The following is a 21,503-nucleotide window of genomic DNA, read 5'->3' on the forward strand; positions in this document are numbered from 1 at the left end:
AACTTCATTGAGATCCAACATGAGCGTCCTTCATCCTTCCCTCTCACGCCGCCACCTGCTCGCCGCGTCGATGGCCTTCAGCGCGGCCTCCGTCGCCACTGGCGCCTTTGCCATGCTGCGCCCCGAAAGGGCCAGCCCCGACGACACCTCGGTACGGCCTTTCCGCGTGAATGTCGACCGCGAAGCGCTCATCGACCTGCGCCGACGACTCGCCGCGACCCGATGGCCGACCGCCGAGACCGTCGCCGACGAATCGCAAGGGGTGCGGCTTGCGACGCTGCGCTCGCTGGTGCGCTACTGGTCCACCGACTACGACTGGCGCAAGGGCGAGGCACGACTCAACGCCGTGCCGCAGTTCGTGACCAACATCGACGGCCTCGATATCCAGTTCGCGCACATCCGCTCGCGCCACGCCAATGCGATGCCGCTGGTCATGACGCACGGCTGGCCGGGCTCGATCTTCGAGTTGCTCAAGGTCGTGGGCCCGCTGACCGACCCGACCGCCCACGGCGGCCGCGCGGAGGACGCATTCCACCTGGTGCTGCCCTCGCTGCCCGGCTTCGGCTTCTCGGGCCAGCCCGAGGCCACCGGCTGGGACTCCAACCACATCGCGCGCGCCTGGGGCGTGTTGATGGCGCGCCTGGGCTACACGCAGTTCGTGTCGCAGGGCGGCGATTGCGGCTCGGTGATATCGCACCGAATGGCGATGCAGAAGGTGCCGGGCCTGATCGGCATTCACGTCAACATGCCGGGCACCGTGCCCGCCGAGATCGCCGCGATCCTCGCCGCGGGCCGCCCCGCGCCCGCCGGGCTGTCCACGAAGGAACGCGCGGCCTTCGACAAACTCGACGACTTCTACAAGAACAGTTCCGGCTACTCCGCAATGATGGTCACGCGCCCGCAGACGCTGGGCTATGCCCTGGCCGACTCGCCCGTGGGCCAGGCTGCGTGGATCTACGACAAGTTCGCCACCTGGACCTATTCGGGCGGCGTACCCGAGCGCGTGCTGCCACGCGACGAAATGCTCGACGACATCTCGTTGTACTGGCTGACCAACAGCGCGACCTCGGCCGCGCAGATCTACTGGGAGGATCACTCGAACAACTTCAACGCGGTGGACATCTCGCTGCCGGCTGCCGTGACTGTGTTTCCTGGCGAGATCTACCAAGCCCCGCGCAGCTGGGCCGAGCGCGCGTACCACAACCTCGTGTACTGGAACGAGGTCGACAACGGCGGCCACTTCGCCGCGTGGGAGCAGCCGCAGTTGTTCAGCCAGGAAGTGCGCGCGGCGTTCAGGTCGCTGCGCTGAGCAAGGACGTGCGCGGGCCTGCGTTTGCGGGCCCGCCCGCACCGGATGCTGCCGCGGCGCTCGCGGCGTCGAGTCGGCGTCAGGCGACCACGAGCGGCAGCGTGAGCCGAGCCTCGAGACCGCCGCCACGACGGTTCTCCAGCTGCAGGTCGCCATGCATCGATCGCGCCAGGCGCTGTGCGATCGCAAGGCCCAAGCCTGACCCCGGCTTGTCCTTCTGCCCTTGTTGCGCGCGGACCCACGGCGCGAAAACGGCGTCCATCTGCGCCGCCCGGATGCCCGGCCCCGAGTCCTGCACGGCCAGCACCAGGCTCTTCGCATCGACGCGAGCGCAGATCCGCACGTCGCTGCCGTAGCGCAGCGCGTTGTCGATCAGGTTGGCGAGCACGCGGCGCAGCGCGAGCGGGCAGGCCACCACCGGCTGCCCGATGCGGCCGTCGAGCACGATCGCGCGGCCCGCTTCGCGGTAGTCGCGCATCAGGTTGCCGAGCAGGCCATCGGCATCGATGCGCTGCAGCGGCTCGGCCACGTTGCGCTGCATCCGCGCGCTGGCGACGCTGGCCTCGACCAGTTCGCGCATCTGCGCGAGATCGCGCTCCATGGCTTCGCGGAGCGCGTCGTCCTCCAGCATCTCGCAGCGCAGTCCCATGCGGGTCAGCGGCGTGCGCAGGTCGTGGGCGTAGGCAGCCTGCACATCCAGATGCTCCGCCTCGCGCTCGGCCTGGCGACAGCGAACGGTGTTGATCGCGCGTGCCAGCCGCGCAATCGAGCGCGGTCCGCTCTCGGCGAGCTCGGGCATGCGCGCGTTGCCGCTGTGACGTTCCATGGCGCGTGCCAGGCGCGCCGCACCGGCGCGGTGGTCCGTTGCCTCGATCCAGAGGAAGACCGAGAGCAGCATGAAGCCAACGAGCACGGACACACACAAGACCCACAGCAGGCCGTCATCGAGCGGGCAGGCCAGCGGCGCAAGCGTCGCGGCATGGGCGTTCTGTCCGAACGAGGCAACCGCGATCGCGCGCGCCCCGATCAACGCCAGGCTGTGGGAACGACGGCCCGGTGCAGCGGAATTCGGAACGGCTCCGGCGAGCGCTTCGGATGTGCCCACCGGATGGACGGGGCTGGTGGACGTTGCGGGCTTCTTTGTCATTCGCTTTCTCCTGTCGCCGATGCAAGTGTCGGCATGAGGGAGATGACATCACGCGGGACAAGGTGCGCACCATCGCACCAGCGTTTGCCGCACCCCTACGAAGGTTTGCCTGCGCCATGCATCGGGGTAGCGCGAGGCGCCCCCGTGGGCTCAGCCACGGCCGAGCGCGCGGCCGATCCAGACCTCGAGTTCGGCGGCGTCGATCGGCTTCTCGATCAGGCACAGCGCCGGGCTGGCCTGCACGCGCTCGCGCGTACGGGCTGTGGCGAAGGCACTGATGAAGAGCGTAGGCACGCGCAGGCCTTCGCGTTCAAGGCACTCCAGCAGCTCGATGCCGTCCATGACCGGCATCTGGATGTCGCAGATGAGGCAGCGCGTGCGGCTCGGCACGCCGGAGGCCAGGAAGTCGCTGGCCGACGCGAACGCGCGCGCCTCCCATCCGATCGAGCGCACGAGACTGCACGTCGCCGCGCGCACGAAGGGATCGTCGTCGACGATGGAAACGAGTTCGATGGCTGGCAGGGACAAGGAGGAATCCCGTTTCTACCCGGGGGTGCTCTGGTGAAGGCGCGGGACCGTTCCCGCCATTGCCCAAGATTGCAGGATACCGGCGCCAGCGCGCGGCGCCATCATCTCTACGTATGGCGCCGCGTAGTCTCAGCGCGCGCTTTCCACGACTCCGAGCGCCTCCATCTTGCGCACGAGCTCGGCAACCGAGCGCGAGTTCATCTTGCGCATTGCCTGGCCGCGGTGGATCTTCGCCGTGATCTCCGCGATGCCCATGCGGCCGGCAATCTGCTTGTTCATGAGGCCGCCGGCCACGTGCTGCACCACCTCCCGCTCGCGCGGCGTCAGCGACTCCCAGCAGTCGCGCGTCGCCTGCTGCATTCGCGCGGTCTCGAGGCGACGGGCGTCGCGGTCCAACGCGGCAATGACCGCATCAATCATGTCCTGGTCGCGGAAAGGCTTCGCGAGAAAGTCCACGGCCCCGGCTTTCATCGCCTTCACGGTCATGGCGATGTCGCCGTGGCCGGTCATGAACACGATCGGCATGTGGGGCTGGCCGAGCTCGAGCAGCGATTGCTGAAAGGCAAGGCCGCTCTGCCCGCGCAGGCGCACGTCAAGGACCAGGCAGGAAGGCCCGTCGGCGCGCGGCGCGGCCAGGAAAGCCTCGGTTGTGGGGAAGGTCCGCACCGTCAGGTCGATCGAGCGCAGAAGGCTGCCCAGTGCATTGCGCACCAGTTCGTCGTCGTCGACGATGAACACGCAACGCGTGGCCTGGACATCCGGCGCGGCGCCCGGAAGGGGGCTGCGCAGGGGCATGGGTGTGGACATTGGAAGGGACATCGGGTCGTCGTCCTTTTTATCGGCAAGAGCTGCTCAGCTCGCGGCAAGGCCTGGCCGCGGCAGGCTGAAGACGGCGCGCGTGCCGGCGGTCCCGCGCTGTCCCAGGGCGAGCGTTCCGCCGTGCGCATCGAGGATCGACTTGCAGATCGCCAGCCCCATGCCCATGCCGTTCGACTTGGTGGTGAACAGGGGTTTGAGCAGATGCTCCGCCGCGTCGGGGTCGATGCCCGGACCGGCATCGTCCACGACGATGCGCACATGACTCTCGTCGTTCACGCAGGCCAGCAGCAGCGGCCGCGGGCCGTGCGGGAGAGAGGCCATCGACTCGGCCGCGTTCATCAGCAGATTGACCGCCACCTGCTGCAACTGAACGCGATCGCCGTGCACGGGAACCGGCGCGTCCAGGCCCTTCATCTCGAGTGTCACGCCCATGGTGTCGAGCGCACCCGCGACCAGGGTAGCCGCCTCGTGCAGGGCTTCGCCGAGATCGAATGCGGCGAACTGCGGCTCCGCGTTGCGCGCCTTGGCACGAAGACCCTGGATGATGGTGCGGGCGCGCAGCGCGCTCTTGCTGATGTGCGTGAGCATCTCGCGGGCTTCGCCGATGTCGGGCGGGCTGCGGTCAAGCCAGCGCAGTGCGGCGCTGGCCGAAGTATCGACCGCCGCGATCGGCTGGCCGACCTCGTGCACGATCGAGGCCACCAGCTCGCCCATCGCCTTCAGGCGGCTCGCGCGCTCGAGCTCGGTGAGCGTGCTGCGCAGTTGTTCCTCGGCATGCGCACGCTGGTGGTTCTGGTCGATCAACTCCTCGTAAAGCCGGGCGTTCTCCAACGCGAAGGCCGCCTGCGAGGCGATCACCTCCAGCACCTCGGCCTTGGCGGGCGTGAACACATGCGAGGCGAGGTTGTTCTCCAGATAAAGCACGCCGATGAGCGTGGCATGGCGCATCAGTGGCACGCACAGGATCGAGCGCGGACGCCGGTGGCGGATGTAGTCGTCCTGTGCGAGCGACGTGCTTTCGCGCGCATCGTCCACCACGACGTGCTGCTGCGTGCGCGCGACGGCCTGGACGATCGACACCGGCAGCGCCTGCGCATCGAAAGCGACGCCCGCCTGCGTGAGCGCGATGGCACCGTCGAGCACTCGCGCCTGGGCGCGCACCTGCCAGACCTCCTGCCGCAGCAGCGCCAGCGTACCGAGCTCGGCGCCAGCGTTTTCGAGTGCGGTGCGCAGCAGGATTTCGACCAGGCGAGCGGGGACGATTTCGCTGGCGAGTGCCGTCGAGATGCGCAGCACGGCCTGCGCGTCCAGCGCCTGCATGCGCCGCGTACTCGCGGCAGAGTCCTCGGTCTCGAAGAGCCCCGGATGCGCCGACTGCAACTGCCGCACCTTGGCCATGGCACCCCAGCGCTGCCACGCGCCGCGGGCATGGCGCAGGTTGCCGTGCGCGGACAGGTCGTCGCCGCGGCCGGCATGAAAGGCCGCGGCGCGCTCGGCTGCCAGGGCCTCGACCTGGGTGAAGCCATGTCGCCGCGCGTGCGTCACCGCCCGCGCATAGGCCTCCACCGCCGCCAGCGGATCGCCATCGATGCGGCACAACTCCGCCCGCACCAGCTGGTAGCGGGCCAGGAAGTTGGCCGGACAGGCCAGGACCCAGGTCTGGAGCTGCTGCACGTCCCGCTGGAGCGCCGCCTGCTGGGGTGCATCGCGCGTGGGCAATGCGAGCAGCGCCAGCGCGCCGTAGAACGGCAGGTCGCCGCTTTCGGCGAAGGTGCGGCCCGAGGCCGCGCAGGCCTCGGCCCGGCGGCGTGCGTCGATCGCCTCGGTCAATCTGCCGCCGATCAGCGCCGCCTGCAGCTTGTACACCCAATAGGCGAAGTCCACGAGCGTTGCAGGCTCGCCTTCCTGCGGTGTGCGCGGCTGGGCGTCGCGATCGCCCTCGGTGCCGTCCTGCAACTGCGCCAGCAGCGCCTTCTGGGCCAGCAGCGCATCGATCACGAGCTGGAAGTTCGCGTCGCGGGCGATGGCCAGGCCACGTTCGACCGTGTCCCGCACGTCGCCCAGGTACTCCCCGGCGAACAGCATTCCCGTCGCCTGGTTGCGGCCGCAATAGATCGCGAAAGTGTGGTCGCCGCTCGCCACGGCGACGTCGTAGGCGCGTCGGATGTAGTCGCGCGCCGCGCGCGCCGGCTGCGTCCATGGAACCACCATCGTCCCGAAGGCCATGTAGACCCGGCCGCGGTACCGGGCGAGGCCGCGCTCGTCGACCAGGTGCAGCGCGAGTGCGCCGAATTCACGGGCGGCGGCGTAGTTGCCGTAGCGCACGCCAAAGACCTGTGTCATGCAGACGTAGCCGTCCGCCGAAGCGTCTGCGTGGCCTTGCGCAATGCCGATGCGGATCATGCGCAGGAGGATGAAGTCGACCAGGTTGTGGTCGGTGTACAGCGCCGGCGGAATAAGGTCGGCGAAGATGTCGGTGATGGCGCGGCGCAGCGGATCGGCCACGATGGGCAACTGCCGCAAGGCACCGATGCCATGGCGATCGATCCATGCCTGCAGTGTGGCGTGCTCCCGGTCGACCGCGGCATCGTCGGGCCGCCTGGGCATGTCGATGCCGGATTTGCGCAGGAAGGCGAGGCCGACGTCCAGCGCCCGGTCGAACCTGCCGAGCGTGGTGTACAGCGCCGCCCGCAGGCGCGCGAGATCGGCCCCGAAGATGCCATCTCCCGCGACCTCCTCGAGCGCCGACAGGCGGGCCTCGGCGGCTTCCAGCGACCCCGTCATGAACTCGGCCTCGCCGCAAAGCGCGCGCGCGTTCAGGCCGTCGTCGCTGGAATCTTCTTCGCCCAGAAAGGCGAGCGCGGCGCGAAAGAAGCCGAGCGCCGAATGATGGGCTGTCGCGGCCTTCGCCTGGCGGCCGGCTTCCAGGTTGAGGCGCGCGAAGTCGCGTCGCTCCCGGGGCGCGTCGACGGCCGGGCGGGCAAGGCTGGCCTGCGCGGCGAGCGCGAACACTTGGGCGGGGTCGGTCGCGTGCAGGATGTGGCGCCGCACGATCTGCAGATGCATTCGCGGCCTCTCCTCGGGCGAGATCGAGCCATAGGCGGCCTCGCGAATGCGGTCATGCCGGAAAACCCAGCCGTTGCCATCGCGCAGGATGCTGCCGGCCTCGCGTGCGTCGTCCAGCGCCGCTCGCAGGCGCCCGGCCGCATCGGTCCCGGGCCTCACGTTCATGGCGAGCGCGAGCGCGGTGTCGGATGCCCGGTGGCCGAGGCACGCCATCAGACGCAACACGGCCTGCGTTGACGCGGGCAACTGCTCGAACCGGCGCGCCATCAGGTCGTCGACGTTGTCGGCACCAGGGTGCGCCACGAGCCTTTCGACGCTCCAGCGCCACGAGGCGGCTTCCGCATCGTAGACAAGCAGCCCTTCGTCGGCCAGCAGGTGGAGCAGATGCCGTGCGAAGAACGGGTTTCGTTCCGTTTTCTGGCCGATGACCTCGGCCAGTTCTCCGATGGCGCTCACGTCCTGTTGCAGCGTCGCCGCAACCATTTCGCGCAGGGCGCCTTCGTCCAGCGGCCCGAGTTCGATGCGGACGGCCTCTGGCACTTCGGCAAGCCGGCCTGCGCGCAGCGGATGGTCCGCAGCCACCTCGTTGTCGCGGAAGGTGCCGACCAGCAGCAAGGCTGCGTCGTCATGCTGGTACAGCAGGCGTTCGAGCACCTGCAGCGTTTCGAAGTCGGCCCATTGCAGGTCATCCAGCAGCAATACGAGCGGCCGGGCGGGCGTTGCGAAGCAGGCGATCAGCCGCGCCATGCCCTGCAGTACGCGCTCGCGTTCGATTGCGGGGGCCGCGTCAGGCGCGTCGGCAGGCGCGGGCTGTCCAGGCTGCAGGCCGGCGATCGTGCCCAGGGCTGGCAACAGGGCGGCCAAGGTCCGCTCCACGGGTTTTGCCGCGGCGGCGATGCGGCTGCGCCAGAGCGCGAATTCTTCTTCGGCGCAACCGAGCACGTATTGCAGCAGCGGATCGAGCGCCTCCACCAGCAATGCATACGGCCTGCCACGGCCGCCCTCTTCACTTTTGGCTGTGGCCAGAAGCGGCGCGCCGGAAGGCTGCACGCGCGCCATCGCCTCGCGCAGAAGCGTCGATTTGCCGATCCCGGACGGGCCCGAGACCCAGGCTGCGCGCGAACGAGCGTTGTCCGCGACCGTGCGGTAGAGCGCCAGCAGCGTCTCGAGTTCGACGTTGCGCCCCAGCACCCGATCCGCAGCGCGGGGCCTGCGCAGGGCCGAATGAGCATCGAGTGCAAAACCCGGAACGCGTCCGTGCTGGCGCAGCAGAGCTTCGCAGCGCCGCAGATCGGCCAGCACGCCGGCGGCGTCCGCATAGCGCTGCCCGGGGGCTTTCTCGAGCAGCTTCATGACCAGCAGCGAGAGTTGCTCGGGAACGCCTTCCACCAAGTCGCACGGCGCACGGGCGGTCTGGGTCGCGTGCGCGTGAACGCGAGCGGCGGCATCGGCGCCATGAAACGGAAGCCTTCCGACCAGTAGTTCGTAGAAGATGCAGCCGAGCGCGTAGAGGTCGGCACGCACATCCACTCGCAGGTTCATGCGCGCGCCCAGCTCCGGCGCCATGTAGTTGAAGCTGTCCTCGTCCCAGGCGAGCTGATCGTCGTCTTCGGCCTTGGCTTCGCGCGCGACGGTGGTGGCATGGCCGAAGCCGGTGAGATGAACGTGCCCGTCATCGACAAGCAGCATGCGGTCCGGCGTGAGTGCGCGGTGCAAGACGCCCGCAACGTGCATCGCGCCCACAGCAGCGGTGAGGCGCAGTGCGAGCGCAAGGAAGGCGACCGTATCGGCGGCGGGCGCCGCGCTGCGACGAAGCGTCTCGCCGCCGGGGTCGTTCAGTATCAGGAGGGAGCTTTCTCCGTGCGGCACCAACGCGGTCGGAACCGCCGCCCATTCATCGCGAAGCGCGTGGCGAAACGCGTACTCGCGTTGAAGTATCGCGGCGGTGGCCGGCGCGGTTTGGCCACGCCCGGCCACGAGCGACGAGGCCGCGCCACGGGCACGTGCGCGCTCCAGGCGCGGTGTGCCGGCACTCAGTTCGCGAAAGTCCCGATACTGCATTACCGAAGTCCCGTGCCCCTCGACAGCGGAGGCATCCGGCAAGGCTGCCTGTTCTTGTCTGGTGAGTTCCTGGTGTTGCATGGATGTAGGCCTTTTTTTGACTGCCCGGGCTGCGAAATGCGTGGGCTCAGTCCGGATGCCGCCGTTCTTTTCTCCCCGTATTCAGACGCGTTCGTCCGCAAGACACCATTGGAACTCCGCGGGTCGCGAGATAGGCGCCGAAAACGTTGGGTGGTGTTAGGCGTTGTTAGGCGTGAGGCGCGCGCCGCTGCAACCCGGACGCAATGGCCTCGGCTTCGGACCGTCAATGCATGCTCAGGTCTTCATTTCTCTGACCGCCCGTTCCAGACTCGCTTGCACAATCACGCGATGAAACGGCGCAATCGTCGCAAGATTGAGACGTCCCACCCTCAGGTCGAATCGGACCGAGGCGTACGAGATCGTCGCTCGACAGGTGAAGCACGGAAGCATTGCCTCAGCGCTGCTGGCGATGATTGCTTGCCCGCGAGCAGACCGAACGCTGATGGATCTAGCTGCGTGCATGAGCAGATGCTCTCACGGCCATTTGTTCAACAGTTCAGCGCCGCGGCAAGCTCCACCAAGTTCCTGGAGTGGACCGTGTTGTCCGGATGGGGCGACACGTCCTTCTGCTGCGAAGGGCCGTACTCCAGTGGCCGTTCGACGTAAGCGGTCTTCAGCCCGCACGCACGCGCATGTGCCAGGTCGTCCTGGTGGGCCGCCACCATCATGACCTCGCCGGGTTCGACGCCGAAGACCTTGGCAACGCCCAGGTAAGTCGCCGGATCGGGCTTGTACTTGCGAAAGATCTCTGCGGAGAGGATGCAGTCCCATGGCAGACGGGCGTTCTTCGCCATGTTGGCCAGCAAACCGATGTTGCCGTTCGACATGGTGCAGATCGTGTAGCGCGATTTCAGCCGGGTCAGCCCTTCCACGCTATCGGCCCACGGATCCAGCCGGTGCCAGACACCGTTCAGCTTCCGCTTTTCTTCTTCCTTCAGATGGGTCACCTGGAAGGTCTCCAGAAGTGCGTCCAGGATCATCCGATGAAGGTCGTCGATCAAGGTCCAGTCGAGTTCGCCGTACATGACTTTCCGGATCGCCGGCATGTACCCGGCTCGCCAGGCTAGCGCGAACTGATCGCCATCCACGTCGAGTTTCATCGACTGGACCTCTCGCATGATGCTCTTGTGCCAATCGACCACCGTTCCGAAGACATCGAAGGCCAGGACCTTGACGTGCGCCGCTCCTTGGGGGTACACGTGTTCCATCAGACGTCGTAGCCCGGATTGGTGCGATTTAGCTTGCGCAACAGCGCAGGCCATACGAAGCGGCCACCGATGCCACCGGTCTGTGCCCGCGCATCGGCTTCCGCGGTCGCCTGGATGGACTCGTCGAGCATGGTCAACGGACCGCCTGCCTGCGCCGCGATCTGGATCTGGCAAGCACTCTCGAAGATGTACATGGCCAGGAAGGCATCGGCGATCGTAGTACCCGCCGTGAGCAGGCCGTGGTTACGCAGCATCAGATAGTTCGCCTTGCCCAGGTCCGCCTGCAATCTCGGCTTTTCCTCGTCGCGCAGCGCAATGCCTTCGTAGTCGTGATATGCCAGCGAACCCTGGATCACCATTGACTGCTGCGATATGGGCAACACGCCGCCCTGCTGCGCGCTGACGCCGACGCCTGCACGGGTGTGGGTGTGCAACACACACTGGATGTCCGGCCGGGCAGCATGGATGGCGCTATGGATGACGAAGCCGGCGCGATTCACCGTGAAAGGCGATTCGGTGAGCTGATTGCCGTCCGCGTCGACGCGGAGGAGCGAGGACGCCGTGATTTCGTCGAACAGCAGGCCGTACGGATTGATCAGGAAGTCATGGGCGTCGCCGGGCAAGCGCGCACTGATGTGCGTGAACACCAGATCGGTCCAGCCGTGCAGCGCCACGAGGCGGTAGCAGGCGGCCAGATCGCAACGCAGTTGCCATTCTTCGGCACTGACGACTTCTTTGAGAGATGGAATATGCACGAAAGACTCCTTCGAATGGGGGATGGTGGGGTTGTGCGGAACGCTCCGGTTACACGGCACCTTCGATCTGCGCCTGCTGCGCCCGCATCAGTTTCTTGTCCAGCTTGCCCACACTGGTTTTGGGCAGGCTGTCGACGAAGGTCACCTCCTGCGGGATCGCGAACCTCGAGATGGCGCCAGCGTCCGCAAACTGCTTGACGTGGGCACGGATGGCGTCCGCATCGGGAACGGCATCCGCCGTGAGAACCACGATGGCAGCAGGACGCTCGCTCCAGCGCGGGTCGGGAATTCCGATGACTGCGGCTTCTCGCACCTGGGGATGCTTCAACAGAATGTCCTCCAACTGCAGCGAGGAGACCCATTCGCCACCGGTCTTGATCACGTCCTTCAGGCGGTCAACGATCCGAACACAGCCATCCGGGTCCATCACCGCGATGTCGCCTGTATGCAACCACCCGCCACGCCACAGTGCCTGGCTGGCCTGTGGGTCGCCAAGATAGGACTGTGTGAGCCAGGGCGAACGGGCCACGAGCTCGCCGGGCGAACTTCCATCACGCGGCAGGTCTTTCATCGCTTCGTCGACCACGCGCAACTGGACGAACGGAATCGCCCAACCCGCATGGCAGCGGGCCGCGACCTCCTTGTCGGTCGGCGATCCGGAATTTGCTGAGCGGGGTTGCGCCAGCGTCAAGATGGGACCGGTTTCCGACATTCCGTAGCCGGCGAACACGTCGACCCCGCGGCCCATGGCGGCCTTTGCCAGCGATTGGGCGAGCGCTGCTCCGCCGATGACCACCGTCCAGCCGTCCAGGCGCTGGCCCCTTGCCGCCGCCGAGTCCAGCATCATCTGCAAAATGGTCGGCACACAGTGAGAAAACGTGACCTTCTCGCGCTCGAACAGCGCCAGCAGGCGGTCGGGAACATAGCGCCCCGGATAGACCTGCTTGACTCCCAACATCGTGGCCAAGTAGGGCAGGCCCCAGGCATGCACGTGGAACATGGGCGTGACCGGCATGTACACGTCGTCGTGATTGAAGCGGCCCGCGCCCGGCCCTGCCAGAGCAGCGCGGCTGGCCAGGGTGTGCAGCACGAGCTGACGATGACTGAAATACACCGCCTTGGGCAGGCCTGTGGTGCCGGTTGTATAGAAGGTCGTGGCCCGCGTCGACTCGTCCAGATCAGACCATGCGGTCACCGGATTCGAGCCCCCGAGTAAAGCCTCGTACTCGGCAGCGATAGGCAAGCGCGTCTCCCGCGGGCTTGCCGCGTCCGACAGGAGCACCAGCTGCTTACCCGGATCCACCCGATCCCAGATAGCCTCAAGCATCGGCAGGAACTCGGTATTGACGAGGATGAAGTCGTCCTTGGCATGGTTGATTGTGTAGAGCAGCTGCTCGACCGAGAGCCGCACGTTGACCGTGTGCAGCACCATGCCCGCCATTGGCACCGCGAAGAAACACTCCAGATAGCGGTGGGTGTCCCAGTCCATGACTGCGACGGTGTCGCCCGGACGCGCACCAAGCGATGCCAGCCCGGCCGCCAGACGGCCGATGCGCCGGTTCAGCTCGGTGTAGTCGAGGCGCACGGCATCGCCGTACACGATCTCTTCTGAAGGGCTGCGGGACAGCCCGGCTTCCAGCAGTTGCTTGATCAGCAGCGTGTTTGCGCCGAAGGCGTCCGGCGCGGGGTTCGATTCCATGGTTACAGATTTCATTTCAGCGGCCTGTTTTGAGAAAGTCGAGGAGAGCAGCATTGACCGCCTCCGGTTGTTCTTGTTGCACCCAATGACCGGCGTCGGCGATGAACCGGGTCGAGACCCAACGCGTGCATGCATCGTTCTGCATTGCGTCGAGTGCCCCGGGCAGCATGTGGACGCCCCAGTCCATTTCTCCGGCGATGAAGCAGCTGGGCACGTCGACGGTCAGTCCGGCGTAGATCTGCAGCTCCTGCTGCAACCCGCGAGTTGTGGCGGCCCGATACCACAGCAGCCCCCCTTGGAAGCCGGTGCGGCCGAACTCATCGCTGTACACGTTCAGCGACTCTTCAGACAGCCATCGGCTCGGTTGCATCTCGCGCCGCGCCATGCTTCGCGCCACGGTGTCGGCCATGCCCAGGTCCGCGTCCATCACGTAGTAGGTCGGAAGCCCGGCCAGCGACGCCGCACTCAGGTCGGGCAAAGGCGCGGGCCGCTTGTCGGCGCCTTCCGCGCTCTTGAGGTGGTAGTAGCCCCGAAGGAACTCGCGCAGGCCCTGGCTTGCGCCGTGCATCTCGGCGTTGGCTTCGAGACCTGAGTAGTACAGCTGATAGTGCTTTCGCGGGCGCTCCAGGGTGGACAGGCCGGCAAGCGCTTCTGCGAGCTGTCGGGCGCGCGGGTCCGGCGTGTCGGCAGCACCCAGCGGCATTGCAGGCGGCCCGGTGAACGGCGTGGCCAGCATGGCCAGCGAACGGAAGATATCGGGGCGGATCAGCGCGCACCAGGCCGCGACGTGCGAGCCGAAGTCGTGGCCGACCACGGCGTGCACCGACTTCTTCCCAAGCACATGGATCAGCCCCAGGACATCGCGCACCAGGTTGTCCATGCGAAAGGCACGTGGGTCGGTATCGACATTGGCGGTCCAGCCCGTGGTGCGGCCGTAACCGCGCTGGTCAGGAGCCACCACGTGGAAGCCGGCCTGGGCGAGCGCAAGCAGCTGGTGACGCCAGCTGAACGCCAGCTCGGGGAAACCATGCAGCAGCACGACCATTGGCGTCTCGGGACTTGCATCGCCCGCTTCGAGCCAATGCATGTGAAGGCCGTTTCCGTTATCGGCCTGGCGTGCGCGCACGCCAGGGTCCAGCGGCAAGAGGGTCAAGGCGTCTTCCTCGGCCAAGGGTCAGCGCGCGTAGGCGTCCGGCATCTTCTCGATCGGCGCAGGGCGGAGCGCGGCGGCACCGCGCCGGATCGAACCACTGCCGACCATCACGAGGGAACCCATCAGCATGACGCCGGCGATGATCAGGAGGCCGCCCGTCAGGCTGCCGGTGGACTGCTTGATCACGCCCAGGATGTAAGGGCACGCCAGGCCGGCCAGATTGCCCAGGCTTGTGATGATCGCGATGCCGGCGGCGGTCGATTGCCGCGACAGCTGCGTCGTCGCGACTGCCCAGAACACCGGCAGCGAAGAAACAGAGCCCGCAATTGCAATCGCGATCAGCGCCACCGACAGCCACATGTAGGCACCGGTCCAGCTCGTGAGCGCAAGCCCTACCCCGCCGACGGCCACTGCCACCGCGTAGTGCCAGCGGCGTTCGCCACGCTTGTCCGAGTGGCGGCCGTACAGGATCATCGCCAGCGCACCAAACGCGTAGGGCACGGCAGAAATCAGGCCGATCGTCTGCATGCTCTTGACGCCCAGGCTCTGGATCATCGTGGGCATCCAGAAGCTGAGGGTGGTGCCACCGCAAACAGCCGCGAAGTACAGAAACGACAGCAGGTAGACCTTTGGGTCGCGCAGGGCGTCAAGTGCGGCTTCCACAGGAGGTGTGGATGCGTGAGGTGCCGTCTCCTTGGGCAGGTCGATACGGATCATGCGCTTCTCGTCCTCGGAGAGCCACCGAGCCTCGTCGGGCGAGTTGGACAGGCAGGCATAGACCACGAAGCCCAATGCCGCGGCCGGCACACCTTCGAGCAAGAACATCCACTGCCAGCCACGCAGGCTGTGCCAGCCATCGAGGTTCTGCAGGATCCAGCCGGACATCGGACCCGCAACGAGCCCGCCCACCACCACCGCGCTCATGAGCAAGGCGAGGATGCGCGCTCTGCGTGCCGCCGGAAACCAGAAGGTCAGGTACAGCACGATGCCGGGAAAAAATCCGGCCTCGAAGGCCCCGAGCAGGAAGCGGGCAATGTAGAACTGCATCGGCGTGGTGATGAACATCGTCGCCGCCGAGACCAAACCCCAGCACACCATGATGCGCATGATCGTCAGGCGTGCACCAATGCGCATCAGGAGCACGTTGCTGGGAACCTCGAAGAGCGCATACCCGACGAAGAAGATGCCCGCGCCGAGTCCATAGATGGCATCGGTCAGATGCAGGTCCGAGCTCATCTGAAGCTTGGCGTAGCCAACGTTGATGCGATCGATGTAGGAAACCACGTAGGCAAGGAACAGCAGCGGGATAAGCCGCCAGGTGATCTTGCGGTACATCGCGTCTCTGCGCGCATCGTCATGTGGTCTTGCCGCGGCGGGGCCTGTCGCTCGATTCATCGTGTGTCTCCAACTTTTTCTTGCGTTTGCACATCTTTTGGCTTGGCGCGGCCGCGCACGCAGCCGCTGTGGAATGCGAGGGACCGGCGAAGGCCCACTCGCACCGTTCCGTCAGACCTCTGCCATCGAGGCAGTCTTCTTGTAGATGCTGTTGACCGGATGCTGGAACAGCCGGCGCACCATGGGCTCGAACTCCGACAGCGGCAGCGTCTCGGCTTTCGGGTCGAACGCCGGACTGTCATACAGCTCGCAGAATTCCGCGGTGCGGTCATAGTGCGGATTCCCGACGAACTGCTCGCGCATATCGCGATCCATGCCGAGGTGATGAAAGAAGTAATACCCTTGGAAGATCCCGTGGTTCTGCACCATCCAATGATCCGCTTCGCTCACGAACGGCTTCAGCACCGCTGCGGCGATGTCGGGGTGATTGAATGTTCCCAGCGTGTCGCCGATGTCATGCAGCAAGGCACAGCACACGTAAGCCTCATCACGGCCATCGCGCAAGGCCAGGGTTGCCGTTTGCAAGGAGTGATCGAGGCGGTCGATGGGGAAACCTCCGAAGTCGCCGCGCAGCAGACTCAGGTGATGAAGGACACGGTCGGCCAGACCTTTGGAAAAGGCTTGGAACTCGCCCGCGATCACCTTCCAATCCTGGGCCGTGCTTTCTTGAAAACTACGAAATGTCGCGCGATCGGTCATGGGGGTAGGCTCTTCTGATGAATGACGCACGATGGTAGGAATCAGTGCTTCCACACGAATGCATGCCAGCTGACATTCCGCGGGTAAGTCCCGAGGCCCATGCTCGGCAGCCGGGCGCCGCCGTCCCGTACTCAGACCTCGCTGAGTGCGCTCAGCGTTTGCTCTGACTCGATGGCGATGCGGCCGTACGACAGCGACAGCGCGCCCGTCGCAGCCAAGGCCTTGAGTTCAAGCGACAAGGTCTGACGGGTGATGCCCAACATCATCGAGAGGGTCTCGTGTGTGATGGGAATCACGCGCCTGGAACGAGGCAAGGCTGAGGCATCGCCGCGCGCCAGCCTCAGCAGCCGTCGCACGACACGGGCCCGCGTGCTGCGCAGCGCCGCATCCTCGAAGAAGCTGAACATGGTTCGGATGCGTGCCGTCTGCAGGACTGCAATCGCCCGCACAAAACTGGCGTCCTGCATCAACCGTTCGAACAGAGGCGGCGAGATGTGCAGCAATTCGGAGTTCCGCAAGGCATGGATGTCGTGCGTGCGCGGCAGTCCGTCCAGCGACGATGCCTCACCGCACCAATCTCCAGGCTCCAGCAGCCCGAAGATCATTTGTCGCCCGTCTTCGAGTAACGAGGACGCGGCGAGAACACCACTGACCACGCCGAAGAGACCATTGGCCGCGTCGCCTTTGCGCACGACGAATTCACGGCTTCGAACGTGAACGAGACGTCCTTGCGTCAGCAATAGCTCTTGTGACGCCGACCCAACCGATTCGAACCAAGCGTCGCCAAATATGCGCAGCAGTTCTGTATGCGGTGTCGACATTCCAGGATGCAGCCGTTGCTTGGTGGTCACCCAGGCAATGAACCGCCCTCCTCGGCCGGCGTCCATTCCGGGCTGTATCCGCCCAAGGTGGGGTGATACATCTCATCGGCCGAATGCTGAGTGAACTCAACGTTCAATCGATCTATTCGCAAGCCCAGGATCTCCATGCAGTCTTCGCATAGCGCCTTGGCGACGGCAAGGCGGAGTTCAGCGCTGCGACCCCGTCGAATGTCACACATCAGCACGGCGGCTTCGACCGCCTCGCCATCGACCATGCGCCAGACAGCGCCCTCCCCCAGTTCTCTGATGGCAATGCTGATACGCCGCATGTCCACACTCATCATCCGGGCGTAGGTTTCCGCAAGCGCATTCGCAAGGCGCTGCTTGTCCGCGATTGCATAGCTTCCATTCACGTCGAGCTGGAGATAGGGCATGTTTGACCTCTTGATGTTCTTGCAGCGCCTGAAAGAGCGCAAAGCGGATCGCGACAAGGAACCCACGCCCGGCGCATTCATGCGGCAGTTGAAGGCGGCTCCTTGATAGTCGACGGACCGTACAGCTCAGTCCGCAAGTACCGGGTAGTCGGTGTAGCCCTTGGCACCCGGGGTGTAGAAGGTTTCGGGGTCCATCACGTTGAGCGCGGCGTCAGTACGCATGCGTGCGACCAGGTCCGGATTGGCGATGAAGGGCCGGGCGAAGGCAATGAGGTCTGCCTGACCGGCTTCGAGCGCACGCTCGGCGCTGGCCTGATCGAATCCGCCGGCGAGGATGAACAGTCCCTTGAAGGCGGCGCGAAGACGGGCCTTCAGCTCGGCAGGCACTGCGGGAGCTCCCATCGCCGAATGATCGAGAACGTGGACGTAAAGCAGGCCCAGCTCCGACAGCTGCTGCGTCAACGCCAGGTACTGCGCGTCCACATCGGCAAAAGGCCCAGTACTGTTGAACACGCCATAAGGCGAGAGCCGAATGCCCACGCGCTGTGGGCCGATAGCCGCCGCGGTGGCACGGGCGATCTCGATTGCAAAGCGATTGCGACCGTCGAAGCCGGCGCCGTATTGGTCGGTGCGCTGGTTCACATTGGCGTTGAGGAACTGCTCGATCAAGTAGCCATTCGCGGCGTGCAATTCGACTCCGTCGAATCCTGCTTCGATCGCGAGTTGCGCCGACCGGACGTATTCGTCGACGGCATGCGCAATGTCGTCCTGGCTCATGGCTCGCGGGCGGCTGTGCGGTTGCATGCCCTTCGCGTCGGTATGCATCTGGCCGGGACAGGCATCGGCGGTGGGCCCCAGGACCTCGGCTGCGACCGGCAGGTTCAACACATGGGTCACGCGTCCGGTGTGCATCAGTTGGACGAAGATCTTGCCGCCCCTGGCGTGGACGGCGTCGGTGACCCGCCGCCATCCCTGCACCTGCGCCTGGTTGAAGAGCCCGGGGATGCGTGCATAGCCCAGGCCGTTCGGAGACGGCGATGTGCCTTCCGTGATGACCAGGCCGGCTGCTGCTCGCTGGCCGTAGTACTCGGCCATCAGGTCGTTCGGCGTGTTGGCCTCCACGGCCCGGCTGCGTGTCATCGGCGCCATCACGATGCGGTTGGCGAGTTGCAGCGAAGGCGTGGCAAGAGGTTCAAAAAGCATGATGGTCCTTGATGGAAAAACGAGGTGTTGAAAATGCGGGCGTGCCGCCACGGCTGCGGATCGTGGCGATGACGACGGGCTACTTGATACGAACGACGACCTTTCCCTTGGCTCGTCCTTGCGCCAGGTAGTCGAGAGCCTCTTTGGCCTGCTCGAAGGGGAACACTTTGTCGATCACCGGCCGAATGCGTTCGGACTTGAGCAGTTCACCGATCTCCCCGAGTTGCTTCCCGTCGGGGCGCATGAACAGGAATGAGTAGTTGACGTCCCGTTTTCTCGCGAGGCGCAAGATCTTGCGGCTCATCAATCCCAACACAAACCTCAGGATGAGGTTCAAGCCCTTCGCGCGCGCGAACGCAGCGTCGAGTGGGCCGATGAGGGAGACGATCCTGGCGCCCGGATTGAGGATGTCGACGGATTTCGCGATGGCATCTCCCCGGACGGTGCCGAGCACGGCGTCATAGCCCCGAAGTACCTTCTCGAACTCCTGCTTCTTGTAGTCGACGACTTCGTCGGCACCGAGCTTGCTAACCAGTTCGACATTGCCCGTGCTGACGGTGGTGCCCACCTTGGCGCCAAGGTGGTGAGCCAGTTGGATCGCGAACGTACCGATGCCGCCGGAGCCCGCCGGGATGAACACCTTCTGGCCTCGACGCAGACCTGCCCGCTCCTTCAGTGCTTGCCACGAGGTAAGTCCGACCATCGGAATCGACGCAGCTTGAACGAAGTCCAGGTTGTGCGGCTTCAAGGCGGCGGCGCTCTCCGGCACCGCCGCGAACTCTGCAAGAGATCCTTTGCCGAGGTCGAAGAGGCTGGCGAAGACTTCGTCGCCAGGCTTGAAGCGGGTTACGCGGCTGCCCACCTCGACCACCACGCCTGCCAGATCACTGCCCAACGTCGCGGGCAAGTCGAAGCGCAGGACGAGCTTGAACGTTCCCACAGGGACCATGTTGTCGATGGGGTTCACCCCCGCGGCATGGACCTGCACCAGCATTTCGTCTGGTTTCAACGAGGGGCTGGCAATCTCGGAAAAGCCGATGCCGGGCGACTTGCCGTAGCGCTTGAACGTGAGTGCTTTCAATGTCTTCGTCCTTTGTCATGGCGGAGCCAGGTGGGTGTGTCGTCGGGGCGTTGGTGCGCCGCGGGGTTTCGGGGTTATGCAGTGCAGCGCCAGGGCGCTCAATGCGCGCGGTCATGCATAAGTCATCTCGGCGAGGAAATCAGGTGCTCGCGTACTGCGTTCAGCACCGATTCGGATAACGCCGCTTCGTCGATCGCCCGTGCCAGAACCAGCGCCCCGACGATGGTGGCGGTGATCACCAGAGCTCGGTCGTGCGCGCCCGGCAGCCCGAAGTCGGATGACTCGCGCGAGACCAGATCGATCATCTCCTTGATGCGGCGGGTGACCGCGCGCCGAATTGGCGGCGCCTGTCGCGGCATTTCCGTGCCCAGCGCGGCGATCGGGCAGCCAATCTCAGGCTGCCTCAAATGCTCTTCGCAGAGATAGGTGCTCAGAAGCGCCCGCAGCGATTGCGCGGGCGGCGCCTCCTCCGCGACGCGCGCGAAGATGGCGATGGCGTCGGCGCCGGCTCGGTCTGACAACTCGACCAGCATGGCCTCGCGTGAAGGGAAGTGGGCGTAGAACCCGCCATGCGTGAGACTCGCCTCCTTCATGATGTCAGCGATGCTGACGCCGCCGTACCCGCTGCGGCGAATCGCCCGCGCGCCGGCCGCGACGATGCGGTCGTGCGAAGCGTTCTTGGATCCAGCCCTGGTGCGCGTCATTTGGTAGTCAGCAATGCCTGCTTGTGCGAGGAGCACGCTCAACCGCGCGCGCGCAGGCGACGTGTGCGAAACGTTCCCCAACCACTGATGAGCGCTGACTTCAGGAAGGCAGACAGCCCACCTTCCCTCGGCTGTGGGTCTCTACCCTTGGCAATGCGCCCGAGTTGGCGCGTGTACCAAAGCACCTCCATGATTCCCATGCGATCCACGACCTTGAGACCGGTGTTGATCGGGCGAACGCGTTGAAGGCTGTCGCGACCTCGGAGTAGTGCGGCAGGCGCGTCGGGGTCGATCGCCAGCAAGCGCGCCAGGCCCACCACATCGAGCGCGCCCGTTCGCAGCGCGGCTTCCATGCCGGCCGCAGTGCGGAATCCGCCTGTGACCATCAGGGGCACCTGGACAGCGGAACGAACCTTCCCGGCGAAGTCGAGGAAATACGCTTCACGAGCCGCGGTGGATGCCCTTGCCTGTTCCTGCATCGTGCCACTCATGGCGGGCGCTTCGTAGGTCCCGCCGGAGATCTCGATCAAGTCGATTCCTGCCTCGGCCAGCGCGCGGATCGTGGCCAACGATTCTTCTTCGGTGAAGCCGCCACGCTGGAAGTCGGCCGAGTTGAGCTTGATGCCGATCGGGAACTCCGGACCGACTTGTCGGCGGATCTCCGCATAGACGGCCATCAGGAAGCGTCGCCGTTTCTCGAGGGTTCCCCCCCACTCATCGTCGCGACGGTTGTGGTGCGCAGACAGGAACTGATTGACCAGGTAGCCGTGGGCACCATGGATCTGAACGCCACTGAAGCCGGCTTTCTTGATGATGGCCGCACTGCGCCCGAAACGCTCGATGATGTCGTGGATCTCGGACCCGGTGGCTTCACGTGGAGTCTCGAAGAAGGCTGCCATGTCCTCGCGGAAGGGGACGGCCGAAGGCGCGAGGTTGAAGGCGTTCAAGCCCTTGGTGGACTGCTTGCCGGGATGGTTGAGTTGCGCCCAGATGGCGGCGCCCTGCGCCGTCGCCGCCTTTGCCCACTGGCGCAAGACGGTCAGGTCGGATTCGTCCTCGACGGCGACGTTGCCGGGCTCGCCCAGAGCGCGGCGGTCGATCATCATGTTGCCCGTCACGATCAAGCCGAGGCCCGAGGCGCCCCAACGTTCATATAGCCGAACGAGGCTGGGCGTCGGCCGGTTGTCGTAGGTGCCGAGCGTCTCGCTCATGGCGGCCTTGGCCAGCCGGTTACGCAGGACCGTGCCGTTGGGCAATGTCAGGGGCTGGTTCAGAAGCTGGTGGCTGCCGTTGGATGTCTTGGGCATGGGCATGTCGCTGCGTGATGTGTCGTGAACGGG

Annotated in this window: 17 protein-coding genes; 1 reads left to right on the forward strand and 16 read right to left on the reverse strand. The window is 65.6% G+C overall.

Annotated elements, in window-relative coordinates; translation table 11 throughout:
- The first annotated feature begins 19 nt into the window (after positions 1-19).
- Positions 20-1,309, forward strand: coding sequence for an epoxide hydrolase family protein (locus tag ASD05_RS05900; protein ID WP_056589006.1), 1,290 nt, complete (start codon positions 20-22; stop codon positions 1,307-1,309).
- A gap of 79 nt (positions 1,310-1,388) precedes the next feature.
- Here the strand turns inward: ASD05_RS05900 and ASD05_RS05905 are convergent, their stop codons facing one another.
- The 16 genes from ASD05_RS05905 to ASD05_RS29935 form a co-directional block, all read right to left on the reverse strand.
- On the reverse strand, positions 1,389-2,456 hold the full coding sequence (locus tag ASD05_RS05905) for a sensor histidine kinase (RefSeq protein WP_082571969.1): 1,068 nt from the start codon (positions 2,454-2,456) through the stop codon (positions 1,389-1,391).
- A 150-nt stretch (positions 2,457-2,606) separates the two neighbouring features.
- Positions 2,607-2,984 (reverse strand): response regulator transcription factor, encoded by a 378-nt coding sequence (locus ASD05_RS05910; protein ID WP_056589009.1) that lies wholly within the window; start codon positions 2,982-2,984, stop codon positions 2,607-2,609.
- Between the two features lie 129 nt (positions 2,985-3,113).
- Positions 3,114-3,779, reverse strand: coding sequence for a response regulator transcription factor (locus ASD05_RS05915; RefSeq protein WP_056589012.1), 666 nt, complete (start codon positions 3,777-3,779; stop codon positions 3,114-3,116).
- 57 nt (positions 3,780-3,836) lie between these two features.
- On the reverse strand, positions 3,837-8,930 hold the full coding sequence (locus tag ASD05_RS05920) for a trifunctional serine/threonine-protein kinase/ATP-binding protein/sensor histidine kinase (protein WP_056589017.1): 5,094 nt from the start codon (positions 8,928-8,930) through the stop codon (positions 3,837-3,839).
- Between the two features lie 569 nt (positions 8,931-9,499).
- A complete protein-coding gene (locus tag ASD05_RS05925) occupies positions 9,500-10,219 on the reverse strand; it encodes a haloacid dehalogenase type II (protein WP_056589020.1) in 720 nt (239 codons plus the stop codon).
- A complete protein-coding gene (locus tag ASD05_RS05930) occupies positions 10,219-10,974 on the reverse strand; it encodes a class II aldolase/adducin family protein (protein WP_056589024.1) in 756 nt (251 codons plus the stop codon). Before ASD05_RS05930 ends, ASD05_RS05925 begins: the two co-directional genes overlap by 1 nt.
- A gap of 49 nt (positions 10,975-11,023) precedes the next feature.
- Positions 11,024-12,673: a long-chain-fatty-acid--CoA ligase gene (locus ASD05_RS05935; RefSeq protein ID WP_082571971.1), complete on the reverse strand. Its 1,650-nt coding sequence runs from the start codon at positions 12,671-12,673 to the stop codon at positions 11,024-11,026.
- A 16-nt stretch (positions 12,674-12,689) separates the two neighbouring features.
- Complete coding sequence (locus ASD05_RS05940; RefSeq protein ID WP_235507866.1) at positions 12,690-13,826, reverse strand: alpha/beta fold hydrolase; 1,137 nt, start codon at positions 13,824-13,826, stop codon at positions 12,690-12,692.
- Positions 13,827-13,847: 21 nt separating this feature from the next.
- A complete protein-coding gene (locus ASD05_RS05945) occupies positions 13,848-15,161 on the reverse strand; it encodes an MFS transporter (protein WP_082571972.1) in 1,314 nt (437 codons plus the stop codon).
- 171 nt (positions 15,162-15,332) lie between these two features.
- Positions 15,333-15,920, reverse strand: coding sequence for an HD domain-containing protein (locus ASD05_RS05950; protein ID WP_056589035.1), 588 nt, complete (start codon positions 15,918-15,920; stop codon positions 15,333-15,335).
- Between the two features lie 131 nt (positions 15,921-16,051).
- Positions 16,052-16,771 carry a Crp/Fnr family transcriptional regulator gene (locus ASD05_RS05955; RefSeq protein ID WP_235507867.1) on the reverse strand — a complete coding sequence of 240 codons (720 nt, stop codon included), beginning with the start codon at positions 16,769-16,771 and terminating at the stop codon, positions 16,052-16,054.
- Positions 16,768-17,175 carry a hypothetical protein gene (locus tag ASD05_RS05960; RefSeq protein ID WP_056589041.1) on the reverse strand — a complete coding sequence of 136 codons (408 nt, stop codon included), beginning with the start codon at positions 17,173-17,175 and terminating at the stop codon, positions 16,768-16,770. The genes ASD05_RS05955 and ASD05_RS05960 overlap by 4 nt, the downstream gene beginning before the upstream one ends.
- Positions 17,176-17,301: 126 nt before the next feature.
- Positions 17,302-18,378, reverse strand: a complete 1,077-nt coding sequence (locus ASD05_RS05965) for an alkene reductase (RefSeq protein ID WP_056589044.1) — start codon at positions 18,376-18,378, stop codon at positions 17,302-17,304.
- Between the two features lie 79 nt (positions 18,379-18,457).
- The gene (locus ASD05_RS05970; protein WP_056589047.1) at positions 18,458-19,459 is read right to left on the reverse strand and encodes an NADP-dependent oxidoreductase; all 1,002 of its coding nucleotides are present in this window, start codon (positions 19,457-19,459) and stop codon (positions 18,458-18,460) included.
- A gap of 122 nt (positions 19,460-19,581) precedes the next feature.
- Positions 19,582-20,163, reverse strand: coding sequence for a TetR/AcrR family transcriptional regulator (locus ASD05_RS05975; RefSeq protein ID WP_056589196.1), 582 nt, complete (start codon positions 20,161-20,163; stop codon positions 19,582-19,584).
- A 38-nt stretch (positions 20,164-20,201) separates the two neighbouring features.
- On the reverse strand, positions 20,202-21,470 hold the full coding sequence (locus ASD05_RS29935; protein ID WP_157609981.1) for an NADH:flavin oxidoreductase/NADH oxidase family protein: 1,269 nt from the start codon (positions 21,468-21,470) through the stop codon (positions 20,202-20,204).
- Positions 21,471-21,503 lie beyond the last annotated feature (33 nt).

The sequence above is a fragment of the Variovorax sp. Root434 genome, assembly GCF_001426595.1.
Lineage (GTDB): Bacteria > Pseudomonadota > Gammaproteobacteria > Burkholderiales > Burkholderiaceae_C > Variovorax.